Source organism: Youngimonas ophiurae (nom. illeg.), assembly GCF_049803795.1.
Taxonomy (GTDB): Bacteria; Pseudomonadota; Alphaproteobacteria; order Rhodobacterales; family Rhodobacteraceae; genus Thalassobius.
In genome coordinates this window covers 527,725-545,337 of sequence record NZ_JBNAGJ010000002.1, presented here as the reverse complement: position 1 = coordinate 545,337, position 17,613 = coordinate 527,725, and the positions used below count along the sequence as shown (strand labels likewise).

At 61.2% G+C, this 17,613-nt stretch carries 20 protein-coding genes and 1 tRNA gene; 16 read left to right on the top strand and 5 right to left on the bottom strand.

The window, feature by feature from the left end; genetic code table 11:
• The first annotated feature begins 25 nt into the window (after positions 1–25).
• The gene (locus ACP15O_RS07095; protein ID WP_425095353.1) at positions 26–1,081 is read left to right on the top strand and encodes a hypothetical protein; all 1,056 of its coding nucleotides are present in this window, start codon (positions 26–28) and stop codon (positions 1,079–1,081) included.
• Here ACP15O_RS07095 and ACP15O_RS07090 read toward each other — a convergent pair.
• The gene (locus ACP15O_RS07090) at positions 1,058–2,059 is read right to left on the bottom strand and encodes a DNA cytosine methyltransferase (protein ID WP_425095352.1); all 1,002 of its coding nucleotides are present in this window, start codon (positions 2,057–2,059) and stop codon (positions 1,058–1,060) included. The genes ACP15O_RS07095 and ACP15O_RS07090 overlap by 24 nt on opposite strands.
• Positions 2,060–2,288: 229 nt before the next feature.
• Here ACP15O_RS07090 and ACP15O_RS07085 point away from each other — a divergent pair, with 229 nt between their 5' ends.
• From ACP15O_RS07085 to ACP15O_RS07040, 10 genes are all read left to right on the top strand, one after another.
• Entirely contained in the window at positions 2,289–2,789 is a 501-nt protein-coding gene (locus ACP15O_RS07085; protein WP_425095351.1) for a hypothetical protein, read from the top strand.
• Between the two features lie 51 nt (positions 2,790–2,840).
• Positions 2,841–2,916: transfer RNA gene (locus ACP15O_RS07080), tRNA-Thr, on the top strand.
• Between the two features lie 52 nt (positions 2,917–2,968).
• The gene (gene socA / locus ACP15O_RS07075; protein ID WP_425095350.1) at positions 2,969–3,547 is read left to right on the top strand and encodes a type VI toxin-antitoxin system SocA family antitoxin; all 579 of its coding nucleotides are present in this window, start codon (positions 2,969–2,971) and stop codon (positions 3,545–3,547) included.
• Positions 3,525–4,241, top strand: coding sequence for a type VI toxin-antitoxin system SocB family DNA replication inhibitor toxin (socB, locus tag ACP15O_RS07070; protein ID WP_425095349.1), 717 nt, complete (start codon positions 3,525–3,527; stop codon positions 4,239–4,241). Before socA ends, socB begins: the two co-directional genes overlap by 23 nt.
• Positions 4,242–4,330: 89 nt before the next feature.
• A complete protein-coding gene (locus ACP15O_RS07065; protein WP_425095348.1) occupies positions 4,331–4,498 on the top strand; it encodes a hypothetical protein in 168 nt (55 codons plus the stop codon).
• Positions 4,499–5,368: 870 nt separating this feature from the next.
• Positions 5,369–5,800 carry a c-type cytochrome gene (locus ACP15O_RS07060; protein WP_425095347.1) on the top strand — a complete coding sequence of 144 codons (432 nt, stop codon included), beginning with the start codon at positions 5,369–5,371 and terminating at the stop codon, positions 5,798–5,800.
• Positions 5,801–5,812: 12 nt separating this feature from the next.
• Positions 5,813–6,154, top strand: coding sequence for a copper resistance CopC family protein (locus ACP15O_RS07055; RefSeq protein ID WP_425095346.1), 342 nt, complete (start codon positions 5,813–5,815; stop codon positions 6,152–6,154).
• Between the two features lie 2 nt (positions 6,155–6,156).
• A complete protein-coding gene (locus tag ACP15O_RS07050) occupies positions 6,157–7,023 on the top strand; it encodes a copper resistance D family protein (RefSeq protein ID WP_425095345.1) in 867 nt (288 codons plus the stop codon).
• A gap of 8 nt (positions 7,024–7,031) precedes the next feature.
• A complete protein-coding gene (locus tag ACP15O_RS07045) occupies positions 7,032–8,351 on the top strand; it encodes a multicopper oxidase family protein (protein ID WP_425095344.1) in 1,320 nt (439 codons plus the stop codon).
• On the top strand, positions 8,348–8,779 hold the full coding sequence (locus ACP15O_RS07040; RefSeq protein WP_425095343.1) for a c-type cytochrome: 432 nt from the start codon (positions 8,348–8,350) through the stop codon (positions 8,777–8,779). Before ACP15O_RS07045 ends, ACP15O_RS07040 begins: the two co-directional genes overlap by 4 nt.
• Here the strand turns inward: ACP15O_RS07040 and ACP15O_RS07035 are convergent.
• Positions 8,776–9,366 carry a Crp/Fnr family transcriptional regulator gene (locus ACP15O_RS07035; protein WP_425095342.1) on the bottom strand — a complete coding sequence of 197 codons (591 nt, stop codon included), beginning with the start codon at positions 9,364–9,366 and terminating at the stop codon, positions 8,776–8,778. The two genes, ACP15O_RS07040 and ACP15O_RS07035, sit on opposite strands and share 4 nt — an antisense overlap.
• 75 nt (positions 9,367–9,441) lie before the next feature.
• Here ACP15O_RS07035 and ACP15O_RS07030 point away from each other — a divergent pair, with 75 nt between their 5' ends.
• The 4 genes from ACP15O_RS07030 (at position 9,442) to ACP15O_RS07015 (ending at position 14,783) form a co-directional block, all read left to right on the top strand.
• Positions 9,442–9,969: a hypothetical protein gene (locus ACP15O_RS07030; protein WP_425095340.1), complete on the top strand. Its 528-nt coding sequence runs from the start codon at positions 9,442–9,444 to the stop codon at positions 9,967–9,969.
• Positions 9,970–10,172: 203 nt separating this feature from the next.
• Positions 10,173–12,134, top strand: a complete 1,962-nt coding sequence (locus ACP15O_RS07025; protein ID WP_425095339.1) for a secretin N-terminal domain-containing protein — start codon at positions 10,173–10,175, stop codon at positions 12,132–12,134.
• Positions 12,121–13,575 carry a GspE/PulE family protein gene (locus tag ACP15O_RS07020; protein WP_425095338.1) on the top strand — a complete coding sequence of 485 codons (1,455 nt, stop codon included), beginning with the start codon at positions 12,121–12,123 and terminating at the stop codon, positions 13,573–13,575. The genes ACP15O_RS07025 and ACP15O_RS07020 overlap by 14 nt, the downstream gene beginning before the upstream one ends.
• On the top strand, positions 13,572–14,783 hold the full coding sequence (locus ACP15O_RS07015) for a type II secretion system F family protein (protein WP_425095337.1): 1,212 nt from the start codon (positions 13,572–13,574) through the stop codon (positions 14,781–14,783). Before ACP15O_RS07020 ends, ACP15O_RS07015 begins: the two co-directional genes overlap by 4 nt.
• A 15-nt stretch (positions 14,784–14,798) precedes the next feature.
• Here the strand turns inward: ACP15O_RS07015 and ACP15O_RS07010 are convergent, their stop codons facing one another.
• Positions 14,799–15,311 carry a hypothetical protein gene (locus ACP15O_RS07010; protein ID WP_425095336.1) on the bottom strand — a complete coding sequence of 171 codons (513 nt, stop codon included), beginning with the start codon at positions 15,309–15,311 and terminating at the stop codon, positions 14,799–14,801.
• 101 nt (positions 15,312–15,412) lie between these two features.
• On the opposite strand from ACP15O_RS07010, the gene ACP15O_RS07005 reads away from it, so the two are divergent.
• On the top strand, positions 15,413–15,925 hold the full coding sequence (locus ACP15O_RS07005; protein WP_425095335.1) for a tetratricopeptide repeat protein: 513 nt from the start codon (positions 15,413–15,415) through the stop codon (positions 15,923–15,925).
• A 1-nt stretch (position 15,926) separates the two neighbouring features.
• Here the strand turns inward: ACP15O_RS07005 and gspM are convergent, their stop codons facing one another.
• Entirely contained in the window at positions 15,927–16,415 is a 489-nt protein-coding gene (gene gspM, locus ACP15O_RS07000; protein ID WP_425095334.1) for a type II secretion system protein GspM, read from the bottom strand.
• The gene (gene gspL / locus ACP15O_RS06995; protein ID WP_425095333.1) at positions 16,412–17,578 is read right to left on the bottom strand and encodes a type II secretion system protein GspL; all 1,167 of its coding nucleotides are present in this window, start codon (positions 17,576–17,578) and stop codon (positions 16,412–16,414) included. Before gspL ends, gspM begins: the two co-directional genes overlap by 4 nt.
• Positions 17,579–17,613: the final 35 nt, after the last annotated feature.

The following is a 17,613-nucleotide window of genomic DNA, read 5'->3' as shown; positions in this document are numbered from 1 at the left end:
TGAGGAATCGAGATAAAGTCGCCGCATGAGCACTGGCACCGATGCACGCGACCGCGTATTTGAACTAGTTGATGGCTTTATTGCCGACCCAGCCGCCGGAACACAGGCGATTGACGATGCTCGCGCGTCACTGCCCGCTGATGCGATTGCGGACCTTGAAAGCGTTCTTGGCGACCGGCGGATCAGCTACCGAGACGGCGTGCTCATACAACTCGGTTATGGCCTCGAAGACGCGACACTCGATTTGACCCGTCGCCCGGAAGGGGCGCGGGGTATGGCGCAACAACTCGGTGTTTTTCTCTCGGAGCGCCACATCACGGCAGTGAAAGACGCCTACCAAAACATTGCGAAAAACACTGACCGCCTCGCCCGTGGGAACGTCGAAGAGTTTGATCGGCTCTTACACTGGGCGAACGGCGTGAGCCAGGGCGACCGTGAAGCTGCCCTTGGTTTCGCATGTGCAGCCGTCGCCGCGACCGCGCGCCCGGTGCTGCCAATGCCGGAATTGAACCGTAGCGCCCTCACCTTCGCGAGAACCACTGGCTTGCTGCTGGACCTACTGAATGTCCCATCTGGCGGCGCATACGAGCAGTTCGCCTTCGCGGCCCTGCTGCATACGATGGTGGCAAGTCACGCGGCGGATCAGGTGCGCGTCGAAACTAAAAGTCTCAACGCTTCGGATAGAAGCTCCTTCGCTGCTGGCGACGTCCAAATCGCCACTGGCAGCCGGGTAATCGAAGCGTTCGAAATTACGGCAAACAACTGGGCGACGAAAATTGACGGCGCGTCGAAGACGATCCGCGACAATGACCTGTCACGGCTCCACATCGTTGCCAATCGGCCCGAAGGAGACCGGAAAGCCGCAAGCGAGAGGTTGAACCAGCTTGCAGAGGACGTAGCGGTGCTGGACGTGCGACAGGCCGTGGAGGTGCTTACAGCGGTTCTGACGAGGCCGCAGCGTGCGGAGGCGCTTGTCCGCCTTTACGAATACCTCGACCGCTATCAACCCGACACGGAGCGAGTGAACGAATTGGTGCGAAGGCTGGACGCCGCAAACCTAGTGGAGCGCGCGGGCAACTGATGCGCCAACAACCTCGGCCAGCCGAGGCGGAACGGCGTTGCCGATCTGTGTATACTGAGAGCTTCTTGATCCTGCGAATTCCATTCCCGCCGGAAATGTCTGCAAGAGCGCGGATTCCAAGATGGTGATGCGTCGCCCGCCCTCCAACTCTCCGGTGCGAGGTTTGCCGCCGTCCCAGAGGTGCTTGTGGTACGGAGGGACTGCCTCTAATTCATCGAGGAAGTGGGTCTTGTTGCCGCCAGCAGATGCAAGGATCGTCGGTGCCGGCTGATCGAGATTGATTGCGCGGCCACCGCCGTTGAACAGTTGACCGGCATACGGACTTGGGCGGAGGTCAGGCCTCCGCGCATAAACCACCTTCGACGGGTTAGGCTGCCCCTGCACTTCGCCGCGACGCAGAACAGAGCCCGCAGTAACGTATCGTCCGGGCGTGTGGGTAGGCACTGGGAAGTTGATGCTACCTTTTAGCAGGCCGATAAGCACAATCCGCATCCGCTTTTGGGGCACCCCGTAATCAGCAGCGTTGATCAAGCGCGGCGGCAATATGGTGTATTTGTCGGAGAACAGCGACAGGATTTCCGCCATGTATTCCCTATTGCGAGGCGCGAGAAGGCCAGCGACGTTTTCCATAATGAATGCGCGTGGCATAATCTCATTCACGGCACGCGCAAATTCGGGGATCATGTCTCGGTCATCTTTCGCGGCCAGCCGCTTTCCACCGTTCGAAAACGGCTGACAGGGAGGTCCGCCAGCTACTAAGTCAACGCCTCTCCATTGCCGGAAATCGTATCCAACTATTGACCCCTCGACGGCTTCCGCATGGGGAAGCGCCTTGCGATACGTCGCCATAGCGTCCTTGTTGGTGTCGAGGCCCATCAAAGACCTGAACCCTGCGTTTTCCAGCCCGAGGCTTAGTCCTCCGGCCCCACAGAATAGGTCTATGCTTGTCAGCCCCAAATCACTGCCTCCTGCGAACATTTTGAGAACTTATAGTGCGGCGGTGCATCCGGCGTCAACGTTCTTGGACCACATTGCCACGCCCAGAGTCTTGACTCAAGCGGCCTGCTGGTGTAGCCGCTCCGCATGCTGGCGGTACCTGTTCCGAGATCGCCCCCAATCCGCTCACTGCTGATTGCCCAGAGGAAGCCAACCCTTCGGTGTCGGTTACCTAAGCTTGTTCCGTCGCCGTCCAGCGAAAGGATCAGGTATGTTCGATCACTACAGTTGCGGGCTGTCTCCCGCAGAGGCGGCAGCCGAAGCCGCCGAGGCCGAGCGCGAGACGGCAGAATTCGAGGCCCAGCGAGCAGCCGAACGTGAAGCGTATATCTCCAGCTTGCCGACCAAGCACCACCGTCACAACCTTAGGCGCCGGGTGAAGAAGAACTTCGATGAAGCGATGCGCCGCGCGAGAAATGCAGAAGCCGTGCCACCGTGGCTGACTGACGCCGACAAAGCGGCCATGCTGGCGATCTATCAAGAAGCGGACGATCTGGAGCGTCTGACCGGTGTGCCGCATGAGGTCGATCACATCGTCCAGCTTGTCGGCAAGAACAAAGCCGGTGATCAGGTGATCTCGGGGCTGCATGTGCCGTGGAACCTTCGCGCCATTCCTTGGAAGATGAACCGAATGCGCGGCGACTGGTTCTACATCGCAGCATGTGAGCGAGTAGACCCGAACAGCGACGACGAGATTCTCGCTGCTTTCTAACTGAAATCGCTTGAATGAGCCGTCCGCTGCGTTTAAACGCACGGTCGGTCCGCCTCAATAGCTCAGCTGGTAGAGCAGGTCCTTCGTAAGGACAAGGTCGGGGGTTCGAGTCCCTCTTGAGGCACCATTCCCCTGACTTGCCAAATCACCCCATTGTCGTGCACTATTGCGCGAACAGAATGAGAACACGAAAGCGACGAGATGAGACGATGAGCGCATACGATCCGAGGGCAATAGCGAACCTCATGCTAGACGAGGCGGATCGACGTGGCATCAAGATCAGCAACCTGGCACTTCAAAAGCTACTCTATTTCGCGCACGGAATCCACATGAAGCGCGGGAAAGGGCCGCTTGTCTCAGGCTACTTCGAGGCGTGGCAGTATGGCCCGGTGCATCCGGCTGTCTATCGAGCGTTCAAGAGAAACGGCGCAGAACCGATTGCCTTTCGGGCTGTAAAGCAAGACCCTCTGACAGGGCGGACGAGTGAACTGCCTATACCAGACGATATGGCGGTTGTTGATCTGATCAGTGATGTTGTCCGACATTTCGGCCCTATGTCCCCGGGACGGTTGGTGGACCTGTCTCACGCAAAGGGCTCCCCATGGAGCGTGGTGGTGGACAAAGCGAGAACGAACGTTGCTTTTGGAATGCGGATACCGGATAATGTGATCCTAGACCGATTCCAACACCACAAGGTGTCCTTGAACGCTACACCTCGCGCAGGAGAACCGCCAAGTGACGATACGCCCATTGCCTGACATTGACCTTGCGCGGATCGCGCCCCAGCGCGACGACATGAAGCGCAAGAGCTTAGAGCAGATGAAGGGCGGGTTCTCGACGTTCTCCTACAAGCCCGTTCGATCCTGCTTTTCCGACCTTTTCAACATCCAACCCGAGTTGGATCTTGGTATTGCCGAACCGACACCTTGGCCCGTGATCGAGGCGGAGTTGCGGAAGCGGTCCAAGTCGGACGAAGAATTCACATACAACCGGCGCGTAGCCCTTGGCCTGCATGACTTCGCCACTTCTGGCCGGGTTTTTGGACGCAAGCACGAATTCTTCCCGCTCTCGATGGGCATGGGCCGGAAAGTGACTTTCTGGCTGCCGATGATTCTTGCCATCGACGAGCAAGCCAGCGCGCTGTTTATCGAGCCGCGCCGGTCGCGAGGCCTGACGGCAGAGGGTAGGCGTTTCGCATTCTCGATGATGCACGAGCGCATCCGGGCGGCTGACGAGGACTTTGCCGAGGTTCGGTTGACCATCGCGCAGTTTGGCGATCCATCGGACGACCGCCGGGCCGTCAGACTCCACACGGATGAAGGCGTTGACCTCTATTCGCGCGAAGAACTCGAACTCATGGTCGCCTCCACCTATGATATGTGGCGCGAGGTACTTGAGGAACGGGAGCGCGAAGCGCGGCGCGGCGCGACGGGCACAGGCCCGCTGATCTGAAGCAACATCCCTACGTGAAGGCTGGCATGGATTCGAGCAGCGTCCCTATCAAAAACTGCGACCTTCTAACTTGGAGTGAGATACTTCGGGTGAGCAAGGAGTGTGCGGCTGCGGACAAGACATTCCCGGAACTGTTTGAGGCGCTTCGCCCGTTTGGCTACACGCGCCAGTCCGTCGCGAACTGGATCACCAAGGGCTACATTCCGCATTACCGGCCCGCAGAACCGCGAGGCTACGAGCCCGTGAAATTCTCGTAACATTCTCGAAAACACCTAACGTCTTGATGATACTGTGGAAATGGTCGGTTTGAGCACTCATTACGAATGACGTGCTCTACCAGCTGAGCTACACCGGCATTCTTCTCTTTCTGCGGCCCTACTATGGCCCTACTCGTTACTGCGTGCCGTCTCCAACTCATTGGCATCAAACGTCAATCGCGAGCGGACCCGCTACTTACGAATGACGCGCTCTATCAGCTAAGCGACGGCGGCAATGGCGCTCGTTTAACGGCTGAATGGCTGCCGCGCAAGGCTGAATCAGAACGGGGCCTCGCCGTTGTCCAAATGCTCTGTTCTGTTCCGGTCTGATTTGGAAATCTGGACAGCGGGCGTTTGAAGCGATGCCAGCGTTGTCATCTTGGAAATGGTCGATTAGGGTTCCACAGATGATATGCGCAAAACAGATACTGTCCGTGATGCTTGCTGCCGTTCTGGTTGTCGTGACCGGATTGAGCGGCCCCGCGCACGCATTGTCTGGGGATTGCGCTGGCGGGCATTGTGCGGAACATGTGCATATGTCGGCAGATACTCAAAATGCTGGCCATGCTGCGATGGATTTTGCCGGGCAGGTGCCCTCAGATTCAGGCGGCGCGGGGCATGAAGGGTGCAATCCGTTCCTGTGTAATGTCTTGGCAGTCGCCTTGTTCCATTCCGATGTGATTTTCGCTCCGTCCAAGACGACCCGGATGTGGCATGTTGCTTTGCTCTCTTCTCTGGAAGAGCCGAACAATCCGGACAGACCCCCGAACCTTTGAAACAGGCTTTCATCGCCGCTCATGAGGATGAGTGCGTTCCGGAGTGCCGTGCTGAATTTGCGGCACCCCTGTTTCACAAGGTTAGGATCTCTGTATGAACCGAAAATATCTACTTGTCGGCGCTTGCGCCGCGGCGGCTGTTGCTGCCTATATCGTCCTGCGCCCCGCACCTGCGGATGACGCCGCCCAAACGGCTGCGCTGAAAGATGGCGCTTTGGTTGCCATTCAGATGCCCGCCATCGAGGGCAACGCCGCGATCGGGCAGCGTATCTTTGAAAATGCCTGTGTTGCCTGTCACGGGGCGGGCGGCGTTGGTGTCGAGGGGGCGGGTCCGCCGCTGATTCATGTTATCTATGAACCCAGTCACCATGCTGACGAAACCTTTCAGCGCGCGGTTGCTTTGGGGGTCAGAAGCCATCACTGGCGGTTTGGCAACATGCCGCCGGTCAAAGGCCTGACCCGTGGCGATGTCGCCATGGTCATTACCTATATCCGCGAAATCCAGCGCGCCAATGGAATTAACTAAAGGATACCTCTGATGAAGACACTTGTGACTGCTGCATTGATTTCAACGCTGGCCTCGGGTGCTTTTGCCCATTCCCGCGTGGATACCACGACGCCTGAGAACGGCGCGGTGATGGCCGAAGTGCCCGCTGAGATCGGTTTTAATTTCGCGGCCGATATTCGCCTGACGCGGGTGGACATGACCCATCAGGATCAGCCCCCCGTCAGGCTCGATCTGGGGGGGCAGACCAGTTTTGACCGGGTGTTCACGCTTCCGCTGCAAAGCATGGGGGACGGCATCTACCGCATTGAATGGCGCGGCCTGGGTGTGGATGGGCACGCCATGCAGGGCGCGTTCACATTCACGGTGGACTGATCATGCCGGACATCTGGGGAATAGCTGCGATCCTTGCCAAGCTGATGCTGTATATTGGCGTGGCGGGGTCGGTTGGGCTTGTGCTGATCCGCGCAGTCTTTGCCGATCTGGTGTCGCCTGTTGCCGACAGGATTCGCGTGCAGGCCGCGCTGTTGGCGGGGCTTTCGCTGGCTGCTGCTGGTTTGGGCTTCATGTTGCGGGGGGCCGCACTGACGGGCGATGCCGGTGGCATGACCGATCCTGAAATGCTGGGCCTGCTGTGGCAGACGCCGGTTGGCGACGTTCTGATCTATCGGAGCGTTGGGGCGGATCTGATCGTCCTGGGGCTGTTCATTCCTCTTTTGGGGCAATGGATTGCATTGGCCGGGGGGATGCTGGCCCTGTGGTCCTTCGCCCGGATCGGCCATATCCCCGAGCTGGAGACAACGGGTATCCGCCTGCTTTTGCTTGTGCATCTGCTGGGGGTTGCATTCTGGATCGGTGTGCTTGGCCCGCTGCACAGCCTGTCTCGGCGGCCCGAGTGCCTGCGCAACGCAGCCGCCTTGGGGCACCGCTTTGGGCAGGCCGCTTCGGTGATCGTGCCCGTTCTGATCCTGGCCGGATTGCTGATGGCCTGGCTGCTGGTGGGGGATCTGCGGATGCTGACGACAACAGGCTACGGCCAAGCCCTTCTGATCAAGCTGGTGCTTGTCGGGGTGGTTCTGGCGCTGGCCGCTGCAAACAAGCTGCGCTTTGTTCCCGCCATGCAGGCCGGGGACGGCACCGCCGCGCGCCATCTGGTGCGCTCTATCGAAATCGAAACTGGGGTCATTCTGGTGGTGCTTGCGGCGACTGCGACGCTTACCAGTGTTCTGACCCTCCCGAACTGAGGTATCCCATGAACAGGCGAGACTTCCTGATCACAACCAGCGCGGCGGCATTGACCCCGCGTATTGCGCTTGCGTCGGCCCCAACCCAACTGGTTGCGCAGCCGGTCACGGCGCAGATTCTGCCCGACGGCGCGCCAGCCACTCCGATGCTGGGCTTCAACGGCAGCACACCGGGCCCGGTTTTGCGGGCCCGCCAGGGCGAGTCATTTGACATCCGGTTCCTGAACCAGATCGGCCAGGGCTCGGCGGTGCATTGGCACGGGCTGCGCATTGACAACACGATGGATGGCGTGCCGGGGATGACCCAGGGCGTTGTCAGCGCGGGTGACGCATTCGCATACCGTTTTCGCGCGCCCGATGCGGGGACATTCTGGTATCACGCGCATAATCGGTCCTGGGAACAGGTTGCCAGGGGGCTCTATGGTCCGCTGATCGTCGAGGAACAAACGCCCCCCGATGTGGATCACGATCTGATCGTCATGATTGACGACTGGCGCATGACCGACAGCGGAACGCTGGCCGATGATTTCGACAACAGGCACGATCAGGCGCATCAGGGGCGGCTTGGCAATTTCGCCCGCGCGCTGATTGTGCCGAGCACGCCCGCCCGCCGGGGAGATCGCCTGCGTCTGCGGCTGATCAACGTCGCGACAGATCGGATTTTCCCGGTTGAGCTGGAAGGCATTGATGGCAAGGTGGTTGCCCTGGATGGAATGCCGCTTGGCCGTCCACAGGAATTGTCCGGTCTCGTCCTGGCCCCGGCGCAACGCGCGGACATTATTGCAGATGTCGTGTCAGCCGACCCTATCGCCTTTGTCTTTCGAACGCAGGATGGCCCCTATCTGCTGGGCGAAATCCCGGTTGAGGGGGTGAATTCCATGCGGCAAGCCTCTGAGATTTCCGCCTTGCCACCAAACGAGATGGCGCAGCCAGACATGGACAACGCGGTTTCCCTGACGCTTAGCATGGAAGGCGGCGCCATGAGCCGCCGCATGATGCAGGGCATGATGGGAGGCAATATCTGGGCGTTCAACGGTCAATCTGGCCTGACAGACACCCCGTTTCATGCCTTCGAACGAGGGCAAACCGCGCGTATTCGCCTGGTGAACGATACCCGTTTCCCGCATGGTATCCATCTGCACGGGCATCACTTCTTTGAGGTCGAAACCGACGGCACATTGGGCGCTTTGCGGGACACAACGCTTGTGGACGCAGGCGAGAGCCGCGATATCGTCTGCGTGTTCGATAACCCCGGTAAATGGCTGCTGCATTGTCATATGCTGGGTCATCAGGCAGCAGGTATGAAAACATGGGTTCAGGTCACATGAAACGCATTCTGATCATCGCCGCATGTAGTATCGCGACCAGTGCAAGCGCCGGTCACGAACTAGAGGGCCGGGATCTGGCCAATGGCCGGGTGCTCTATGCCGAAAACTGTGCCTCCTGCCATGGCGCCAACCTTGAGGGGCAACCCGACTGGCGCTCGCCCGACGAAAATGGCGTTCTGCCTGCGCCGCCTCATGATGAGACCGGGCACACCTGGCATCACGACAATCAGCTTCTGTTCGACTACACCCGGTTCGGCGGGGCTCAGGCGCTGGCCGCGCGTGGTGTCACTGGCGTGGCAAGCGGGATGCCGGGGTTTGGCGACACCCTGCGCAACGAGGAAATCTGGGACATTCTGGCCTATATCCGATCCACCTGGCCCGCCCGCGTGCAGCAGATCCATGCCAGCCGCAATCCTGTGCATGACTAAGGCAGGCGGCCCTTACCGCGCGGTGCCGGAACATAGCGCCCGCGCCCGGTTTTTATCAGCAATCCACGATCGGACAGGTCTCTGAGTGCCCGATAGCAGGCCTCTTTGGTCAGTCCGATCTGGCTGGCGAATTGCGTGACCGAGCCAGTCAGCTTGCCCAGTTCCACCGCCAGCAGGACACGTTCATGCGCTGATTTCACCGCGTGCAGCGTCAACAGTTGGCGGTAGCTTTGTACCTGCGCCGCCAGCCGTTTGGTGATCGCGTCGGAAAAGGCGGAATCCTCGCGTTGCCGCGATACGATGGCCTGTTTGGCAACCCGAATAACCCTGGACGGAACCGTGCACATCGCATCGCAATGATAGCAATCCGAATAGAGAGAGGCCTCGGCGAACATGTCTCCGGAGTGCGCGTTGAAAATCGTGACGGCATTGCCGGATTCTGTGACGCGGGTCAGGCAGACGGCACCGGACAGAACGAAAAAGATACCCTTGGCCGGGTCGCCTTGTCGGAACACATGGTCTCCGGTCTCATAGACCGTTTGGGACAGGGATTTTTTGTCCAATGCGTTGAACGGAGCGGGCAGCATGTGATCTCAGTCATATTGCATTCTGTGCCAGAGGTGTAGCAAGCCGCCACCCCCAACCGCAAGATCGGAGACCCCATGATCAGAGTGACCCTTTGCGCTTTCCTCGCGTTTGCAGCCCTTCCTGCCACGGCCCAGCATATGCACCATGGCTCGGGCGGGCCCAGTGAAACGGGGCAGTCCGCCTTTGCCGCCCTGTCGGAGATCGTGCAAATCCTGTCCCAGGATCCCCGGACCGACTGGAGCAAAGTCAACATTCAGGCCCTGCGCGATCATTTGGTGGATATGGATCTGGTTACGACACAGGCAACTGTACGCAGCCAGACCGAAGGCCGCCTTGTGGAATTCACCATCAGCGGTACAGGAAATGTGGCGGCTGCGGTCAGACGTATGGTGCTGGCGCATTCGCCGATGCTGGAGATGGCCTCGGGCTGGGCCGTGGCTGCCGAACCGTCGCCAGACGGAGCCATCATGCGGATCACCGTCGAAACCGATCAAGAGCGCGCCCGCGTCCAGGGGCTTGGCTTCTTTGGCGTCATGACCATCGGTGCGCATCATCAGGCCCACCACATGCAGATTGCCCTGGGTAAGGATCCGCATCACTAATCCGCTGCGCCGCCCGAACCGGGGCCTGGCGCAAAATCGCGCGCCTCTTTTGCGGTTGCAAAGATGCGCGCGTGCCACAGTTTCCGTTCGGTCAAAGAAAACCCTGCCATTTTGCGCCGAAATTTGTATGCTGTGGCAAAACAGGCAGGGCGGGGATCGCAGGCAACAGGCGGCCCGACGGCTCATAGGTTAGAGAGCAGGTTATGACTTACCGTTCCGCGATTCGGCCGTTTCTGGCCGTAATGGGGCTGATCCTGACGTTTGGGATCGGGCCTGTTTCGTTTTTTGCGCCCGTCGGCGCGCAGGCTCAGGTGGTCGTGAATTTGCGCGATGCGGATCTGAAAGCTTTCGTAGAAATCGTATCCGAGGCAACCGGGCGCCGGTTCGTTCTGGACCCCGAAATCCGGGGCCGCGTGACGGTGCTGGCCCCCGATGAAATGACCGAGGCCGAGCTCTACGAAGTGTTCCTGACCGTGCTGGAGCTGAACCGTCTGACCCTAATCGAAGGAACAGGCGCGGATCGGATCGTCCGCATGAGCGTCGCGCGCGAATTGTCCTCGGGGCCCGATTCCCAGGGTGGAGCCGGCGCTTATGAAAGCCGCGTCATCCAGTTGAAACACGCCCCGGTCAACGAGGTGGTCGAGGTGGTGCGCCCCCTGCTGCCCGCCGAGGCCGTGATGACGCCGGTGCCGGGAACCTCCTTGATTATCCTGTCGGATCGCGGGCAGAATTTCCGCCGGATCGAGGCGCTGATCCGCCGTTTGGACCAGCCCCGCGATGAGCCCATTCAGATGATCCGCCTGCGCAATGCGAACGCAACCGAGGTGTCTCAGGTCATCACCGCGATGGACATCCTGCCCGAAGGCGCGGCGCTGTCGGTGGATCGCCGGTCAAACGCGCTGGTGGTCTCGGGGCCCGATGCCCTGCGCGAGAAAATCCGTGTGCTGGCCTCGCGTCTGGACACGCAGCAGAACAATGTGGCCAGCACCGCCATCAGCCTGAACTATGCCGAGGCCGCCAGCATGGCCGATGTGGTGCTGCGCGCGCTGAACAATGAGGGCGAGCAGACCCAGGGCACCATCCGTATCGTCCCCGAACCGCAGACGAATACCCTGCTGATCACCGCGCCGCAGGACCGGATGCAGGATATTCTGCAGATGGTGCGCTATCTGGATCAACGCCCCAAACAGGTGCTGGTCGAGGCCGTGATCTTTGAAATGTCGGTGACCGGGTTCTCAGATCTGTCGGTGCAATTCGCGGGCATTTTGAACAACGCGGTGATCGGCGGCGCGCAGTTTTCCCTGCAAGGGCGGCCCAGCCTGACCAATCTGGTTAGCTCGGTTCTGAACGGGCAATCGCTGGATGTTGGCGCGGGGGGTGTGCTGGCCGGGGTGCCTGATCAGGGGGATCGCGGGGTGGCGGGGCTGTTGACGGCCATCGCCTCGACCCAGAGCACGCGCCTGCTGTCCACGCCCTCGATCATGACGCTGAACAACAAAGAGGCCGAGATCGTCGTGGCGCAAAACGTGCCCTTCGTCACTGGATCGTACTCAACCGTCAGCGAAAGTGCGGTGGAAAACCCGTTCCAGACGATCGAGCGGCAGGACGTGGGCCTGACCCTGAATGTGACCCCTCAGATCAACGCGGATCGCACCGTGAAGATGGAGATCAAGCAAGAGGTCTCGAACCTGACCAGCTCGGAATCCTCAGCCGGGGGGGAAATTACCTCGAAACGGGCGCTGTCCACGACGGTTCTGGTGCGTGATGGCAATGTGATCATGCTGGGTGGATTGCTGGAAAACGGCGCCGGGTCCACCAAGCAGAGGGTGCCCGGCCTGTCCAAGCTGCCGTTGGTTGGCGGGCTGTTCCGCGCCAAGAACGCCAGCAAGAACCAGCGCGTTCTGTTGGTGCTGCTGCGCCCGCAGGTGGTGAACTCAGAGGCCGAGGCCCGCAAACTGTCGCGTCAGATCGCGCGCGAGGCCAAACAGGCCGCCGCCGCAATCCAGCCATTGGACGATAAGACGTTTCCGCGTACATCTGGGGGTGGCCTGCCCTTTGACGGGGCCGATCTGAACCAACCCTTTGACGCCGGTTTTATTGATGACGTCGCACAAAGCAGAAACTTTCCCCCTCTCCCCAGCCGGCTCCGGTTTGAAGGACGCTAGGCTGCCCTTCATTTTCGCGCGGGATCAGCAGGTGGTGATCGCGGGCGGGCAGGTTATTCTGGGGCCGGGCGCCACGCAGGTTGGCCTGCGCGAGGCACAAAGGCGCCTGGGCCACGATCTGACCGAGGTCTCCCGGCTGGACGAGCCTGGGTTCGCTCAGGCTCTGGCGCGGGCCTATGATACCAGCGACGAGGGCGACAAACCCGAAGACGGTGTTCTGTTCGAGCTGGAGGAAACCCCCGCCAGCGCCCGCCAGCGTGACCTGCTGGAGGATCCGGGCGATGCGCCTGTGATCCAGCTGGTGAACCGGCTGCTGCGGCGCGCGGTGCAGAACGGGGCCTCGGATCTGCATTTCGAGCCGCACGAGAAGGGCCTGCGCGTGCGGATGCGTGTGGATGGCTATTTGCAGGAAATTCTGGATCGCAGCGATGTGCCGGTGAAACGGATTGTGTCCCGGTTAAAGGTGATGGCCGGGCTGGACATTGCCGAAACGCGCCTGCCGCAGGATGGCCGCATCCCGCTGGCCATGGGCGGGCGGGTGATTGATACGCGGGTGTCCTCTTTGCCGGGGCATTATGGCGAAAGGATCGTGCTGCGGATTCTGGATCGCTCTACCGGGTTGATGCCGTTGCCCGCGCTTGGCTTGTCCGAGGCGCAGCAAACGGTGCTGGCGCGGCTGGCGGCATTGCCCAACGGGATCATTCTGGCGACGGGGCCAACGGGGGCCGGTAAAACGACGACGCTGTATTCCCTGTTGCAGCTGGCCAATCGGGACGAGCGCAACATCGTCACGATCGAAGACCCGATTGAATATGACCTGCCCGGCGTCAGCCAATCTCAGATCAACGCTGAGATCGGCATGACCTTCGCCGCCGGCCTGCGCGCGACCCTGCGCCAGGATCCCGATGTCATTCTGGTGGGCGAGATTCGTGACCCCGAAACCGCGCAGGTTGCCACGCAATCGGCGCTGACCGGGCATTTGGTATTTTCCTCGCTGCACGCGAACAGCTCGGTCGGGGCGATTGTGCGCTTGCGGGATCTGGGGTTGGATAACTTTCTGATCGCGGCCACGCTGCGCGGGGTGATTGCTCAGCGTCTGCTGCGCAAGCTGTGCCCTGAGTGCAAGCGCCCCCACGCCCCCACCTCCGAGGAGGCCGCGCGATTTGTCCGCCATGGTCTGCCTGTGCCGGATCAGCTGTACGAACCGATGGGCTGTGCGTCATGCGGTGGCTCGGGCCATGCCGGGCGGATGGGTATCTTTGAGATGGTCGAGGTTGATGACGCGCTGCGCGGGGCGATTGACGCGGGTGCCACCGAAACCGAACTGCGCGCTCAGGCTCTGGCTGCGGGTGAGACGCTGATCGGTCAGGGGCTGGGTGTTGCGGCCACGGGGGCCGTCAGCCTGACGGAAACCCTGCGCGTTGTCGGGGACGTCGCATGAGAGCCTATGCCTACACGGCCTATACGGCCTCGGGGAAACGTAAAAGCGGCACTATTGTTGCGGAAACCGAGGCAGACGCCTCGCTTCAGCTGGCGCGCCAAGAGCTGTTCGTCTCGCAGATTTCCGAAGCCAGAGAGAAAGCCGCGCGGGGTTTGACCCTGACCCGCAAAGTGCGCCTGTCGGCGGATCTGCAAGCGGTTTTTACCCGGCAGATGGCGGTGCTGCTGGCGGCTGAACTGCCCGTAGAGGCCGCGCTTGAGGCCGTCCGAACCGGCGGTCATCCCGCGCTGGATGCGGTGGCCGCGCAGGCTCGGGCCGGGGTGATGGACGGTGCCCCCCTGTCTGAGTCGCTTGAACGTACCGGCGCGGGGTTCGCGCCCTACTATCTGGCGGCGCTGAAGGCGGGCGAGGCTGCGGGCGAAACGGCCTCGGTTTTCAATGAGCTGGCGGACCACCTGGAACAGCTGGGCACCGATAAGGCGCAAATCTCAACCGCGCTGGTTTATCCGGCCTTTGTGGCGGCGGTGTCCATATTGGTCTGCGGTATCCTGATGGTGAATGTCGCCCCCGAGATCGTGGCCATGTTCGAGATGTCCGGGCGGCCTCTGCCTGCGTTGACGCGCAATGTGCTGGCGGTTTCGGATTGGATCCGGGCGCATTGGCTGGGGATTGCGATTGTGCTGGCCGGGCTGGTCGTGCTGGCCATCCTGACCCCCCGAGTTCCGCGGCTGCGCGATGCCCGAGACCGGATCGTTCTGCGCCTGCCCGTGCTGGGGCGGCTGACCCGGTTGGCGGTTTCGGTGCAATATATGCGCACCTTGGCGTTGATTTTGGGCAGTCGTCATGCGGTGCTTAGCGCCGTGGACAGCGCCGTAGAGGTTCTGACCATCAAGCCTTTTCGTCAGGAAGGCACCCAGGTGTCCACCGCCGTCCGGCAGGGCGAAACCCTGTCACGCGCGCTGGACCGGCTGAGCTTTCTGCCCCCGGTTGCGCGGCAGCTGATCGCGGCGGGCGAGGCCTCGGTCCGGCTGGCACCGATGACCGAACGCGCCGCTGCCCTGGTCGAGCATCGCCTGTCTACGGAACGCAAACGCATCGCGGCCCTGCTAGAGCCGATGCTGATGATGCTGGTCGGTGGCATGGTGCTGGTGATTGTGCTGGCGGTCCTGTTACCGATCTTCGATCTACAGGCAGTTGTGGCAGGTTAGAGCCTGTTTCAGACCCTATTGTAGCGGTTTCTCAGGAAAGGCCAGCAGCTCGGGCGGGTCATCGTAGCGCGAAACCCACAGCCCTCTGGCGTCAATGCGGGTAACGATGATGCCCGGCTCCAGGTTGTCACCCTTGCGCAGCAGACGGCCCCCGGCGGGATGCCCCACCATGGCCCAGACGCCGGTATCTGTCTGCACCACGCCGTTCAGCGTGTACCCGAGACTTTCGAGCGGAGGCTTGGGCGGCGCGGCTGTTTGCGTGGGGGCGGAGGGCTGTGCCTGCGGCGGCGCGGGGGGCTGGGGCTCGCCGAATAGCGGGGGCCAATGGCGCGCAACAATCGGGGCGCTGGACTCTGGGGCGCCCTGCTCGGGATCAGCCTGTCTGGCGCGGTTTGGCATCTTGGGCGCGCTGAGCAGAACAGAGCGCGCCTGCGGCCCCGCCATGCCCGACATCACCCATAATGCGTGCCCGGCCAGGCCGGCCGTTCCCAGCAATGCCAGGGTGATGATCGCTGCCAACAGCCGCATGAGGTCTCCTGCCTTGACACGGGGAATACGGGCGATGATAGACGCCCATCTGGGATTGTGCTATGATCCTAGCAATCAAATAAAAATGATACGAGCAGACAATGCAGGCAATCTCTTTTTCCAAACTCGCGATTGCGGGTGGCATCGTGCTTTTGCTGGGCAGCTGTGACGCGCCAACGAACGGTCAGGGCGGATTTCAAAAGCAATATGTCGTTGCGCGCGATGCGCTGGAGAGCGGCCATTACGCGCGCGCCAGCCGCGCCTATGGTCAGCTCATGCAAACGGCCGGACCCCTGCGGCCTCGTCTGCAACTGGAATATGCCCACAGCGAATTGCGGGCCGGAAACTATGCCGAAGCCGCGCGGCTGGCCTCGGATCTGGCGGAGAACCAAAAAGGGCAGGATCGCGCGGCGGCCTTGTCCGTGCAGGGGACGGCTCAGCATGAACTGGGGCTGACCATGCTGCAAAAGGGGGATGCGAAATCGGGGAAAGGGCTGTTAACCGCAGCCGAAAAAGCCCTGTCCGAGGTCGTGAAAACCCATCCCGATCTGGATCCTTTGGGGTCGCTTGCCGGGCGGCGTGCGGCCATTCAGGCGCGCTTGAAACGGCTGTAATTCAGCGCGGCGACAGGATCAGCGTGACCGAGATCACGCTGGCTGTTTCGGTGGCCTCTATCCGGTAGCTGTCCAGCACATAGCCCCATTGCGGATGTTGCCCGGCCAGCCAGGTTGTGAAGCGCAGAAAATCCACCTGGTCAAAGGTTAGCGCAATCCCGTCATTTCCACGCGCGCTGAGCGCGGTAACGTCCTCGCGTAGATTCGCCTGGATCAGGCTCTGTTCAAGCCCGGCCAGACCCAGCGGCGGGCCAACGCGTTGCGACGGGGCGGGCGTCAGCGTGGCGGCCTGGTTAGCGCGATCCCGCACCCAGGACTGCAATGCCAGAGCCTGAATATGAGCCTGTTCCGCCTGTTTTCGTGTCTCGACCATCGGCAGCAGCAGCCCGAACACCACCGCCAGCGGCAATATGAAAAACGTCACCACGCCGATCAGCAGCCGTTCGCGGGGGCTAAGCGAGAGCAGAAGGTCGATCAGACGATTGCTCATTCCCGAGCCTCCTGCATTTGAATGCGGTATTCGGCGCGCACACCGTCCGTATCGGTCGAGGCGCGAGAATCCGTGACCTCGGCGGTCAAACCGGCAGATCGCAGCGCTTCGGCCAGTCGCTCTATTGTGGCGAAATCCGGTAGCCGCAGGGCCAGCACAATGCCATCGTTTTCCGTATAGGAAAGCTGCTCGGGGATCGTTCCGAATGTATGGGTGGCCTGCGCGACCAGGCGGGTCAGCTCGATCGGATCCTTGCGGGTTTCGGGCCTGGCCTTCGACTGAAGATCGGCCAAAGCACGCGTCACCTGAAGGCGAATATCCAGCAGGGGCCCAAGGTTCGGAAAAGCCGTCTGGATCTGCGCCTGGGTTTGGGCATTGATCCGGGCGGTGTCGGTTGTCAGTTTGTTGGTCTGAAGCTGCTGAACCGCGCCGAACAGGACCGCGGCCAGAGTGCCGGCCAAAAGCGGCCACCGCCACGGCAGAACGCGTGCCGCCAGGCGGGATCTGGCCGCCATCGGATCCGCGCGCAAATCGGCTGACAGCTCGTTATGGGTCAGCACACCGGGTAAGGGCAGGTCCAGCGCGGCCAGCTCTTTTTCCGTGCGCGTGACTGGCAGGCCCTGTTCGCGAGCCCAGATTTCCGCATCGGCCAATGGCGATAAAAGATGTATGGCAAGAGGCTTCTCTTCGGTCTCTTGCAGGGCGCTTTCAAGCATCGAAAGCAGCATCGCGGGCCGCGCTGAAAACCCATCCTGAGGGCCTAATCGGGCAAGAACAGAGCCTGTTTCATCCGTATCCAGGCACCAGATCTGCGCCGCACAGGGCAGTGACAGATAGTCGGGCAAAACAGCGCGTGCCGAGGTCTGTTTCCATTGGGCCAGATGTGCCGGGTCGGTGATCAGAACGCGGTTCCAATCGTCGGCACCGTTCGCGGCTGCAAAGGGACGCATCTGCACTGCCGACATGTCCAGCCCCAGCCGATCCGATAATTGCCGTCGGGCCACTTGTTCGCGCGCGATACCGCGCAGACCGGCCGGCAGATCGAGCCGGATCAGCGGCACGTCCAGCCCCGACACCAGTACGATCTGCTGCGCGTTTGGCGGCTGCTTGGCGTCCAGACGAACAAAGGACGGCGTTGAATGATCGGCGGGTTGGGTGGGCAATGCGGGCTCTTTGGGTTCAGGCTTTGGGCGATTGT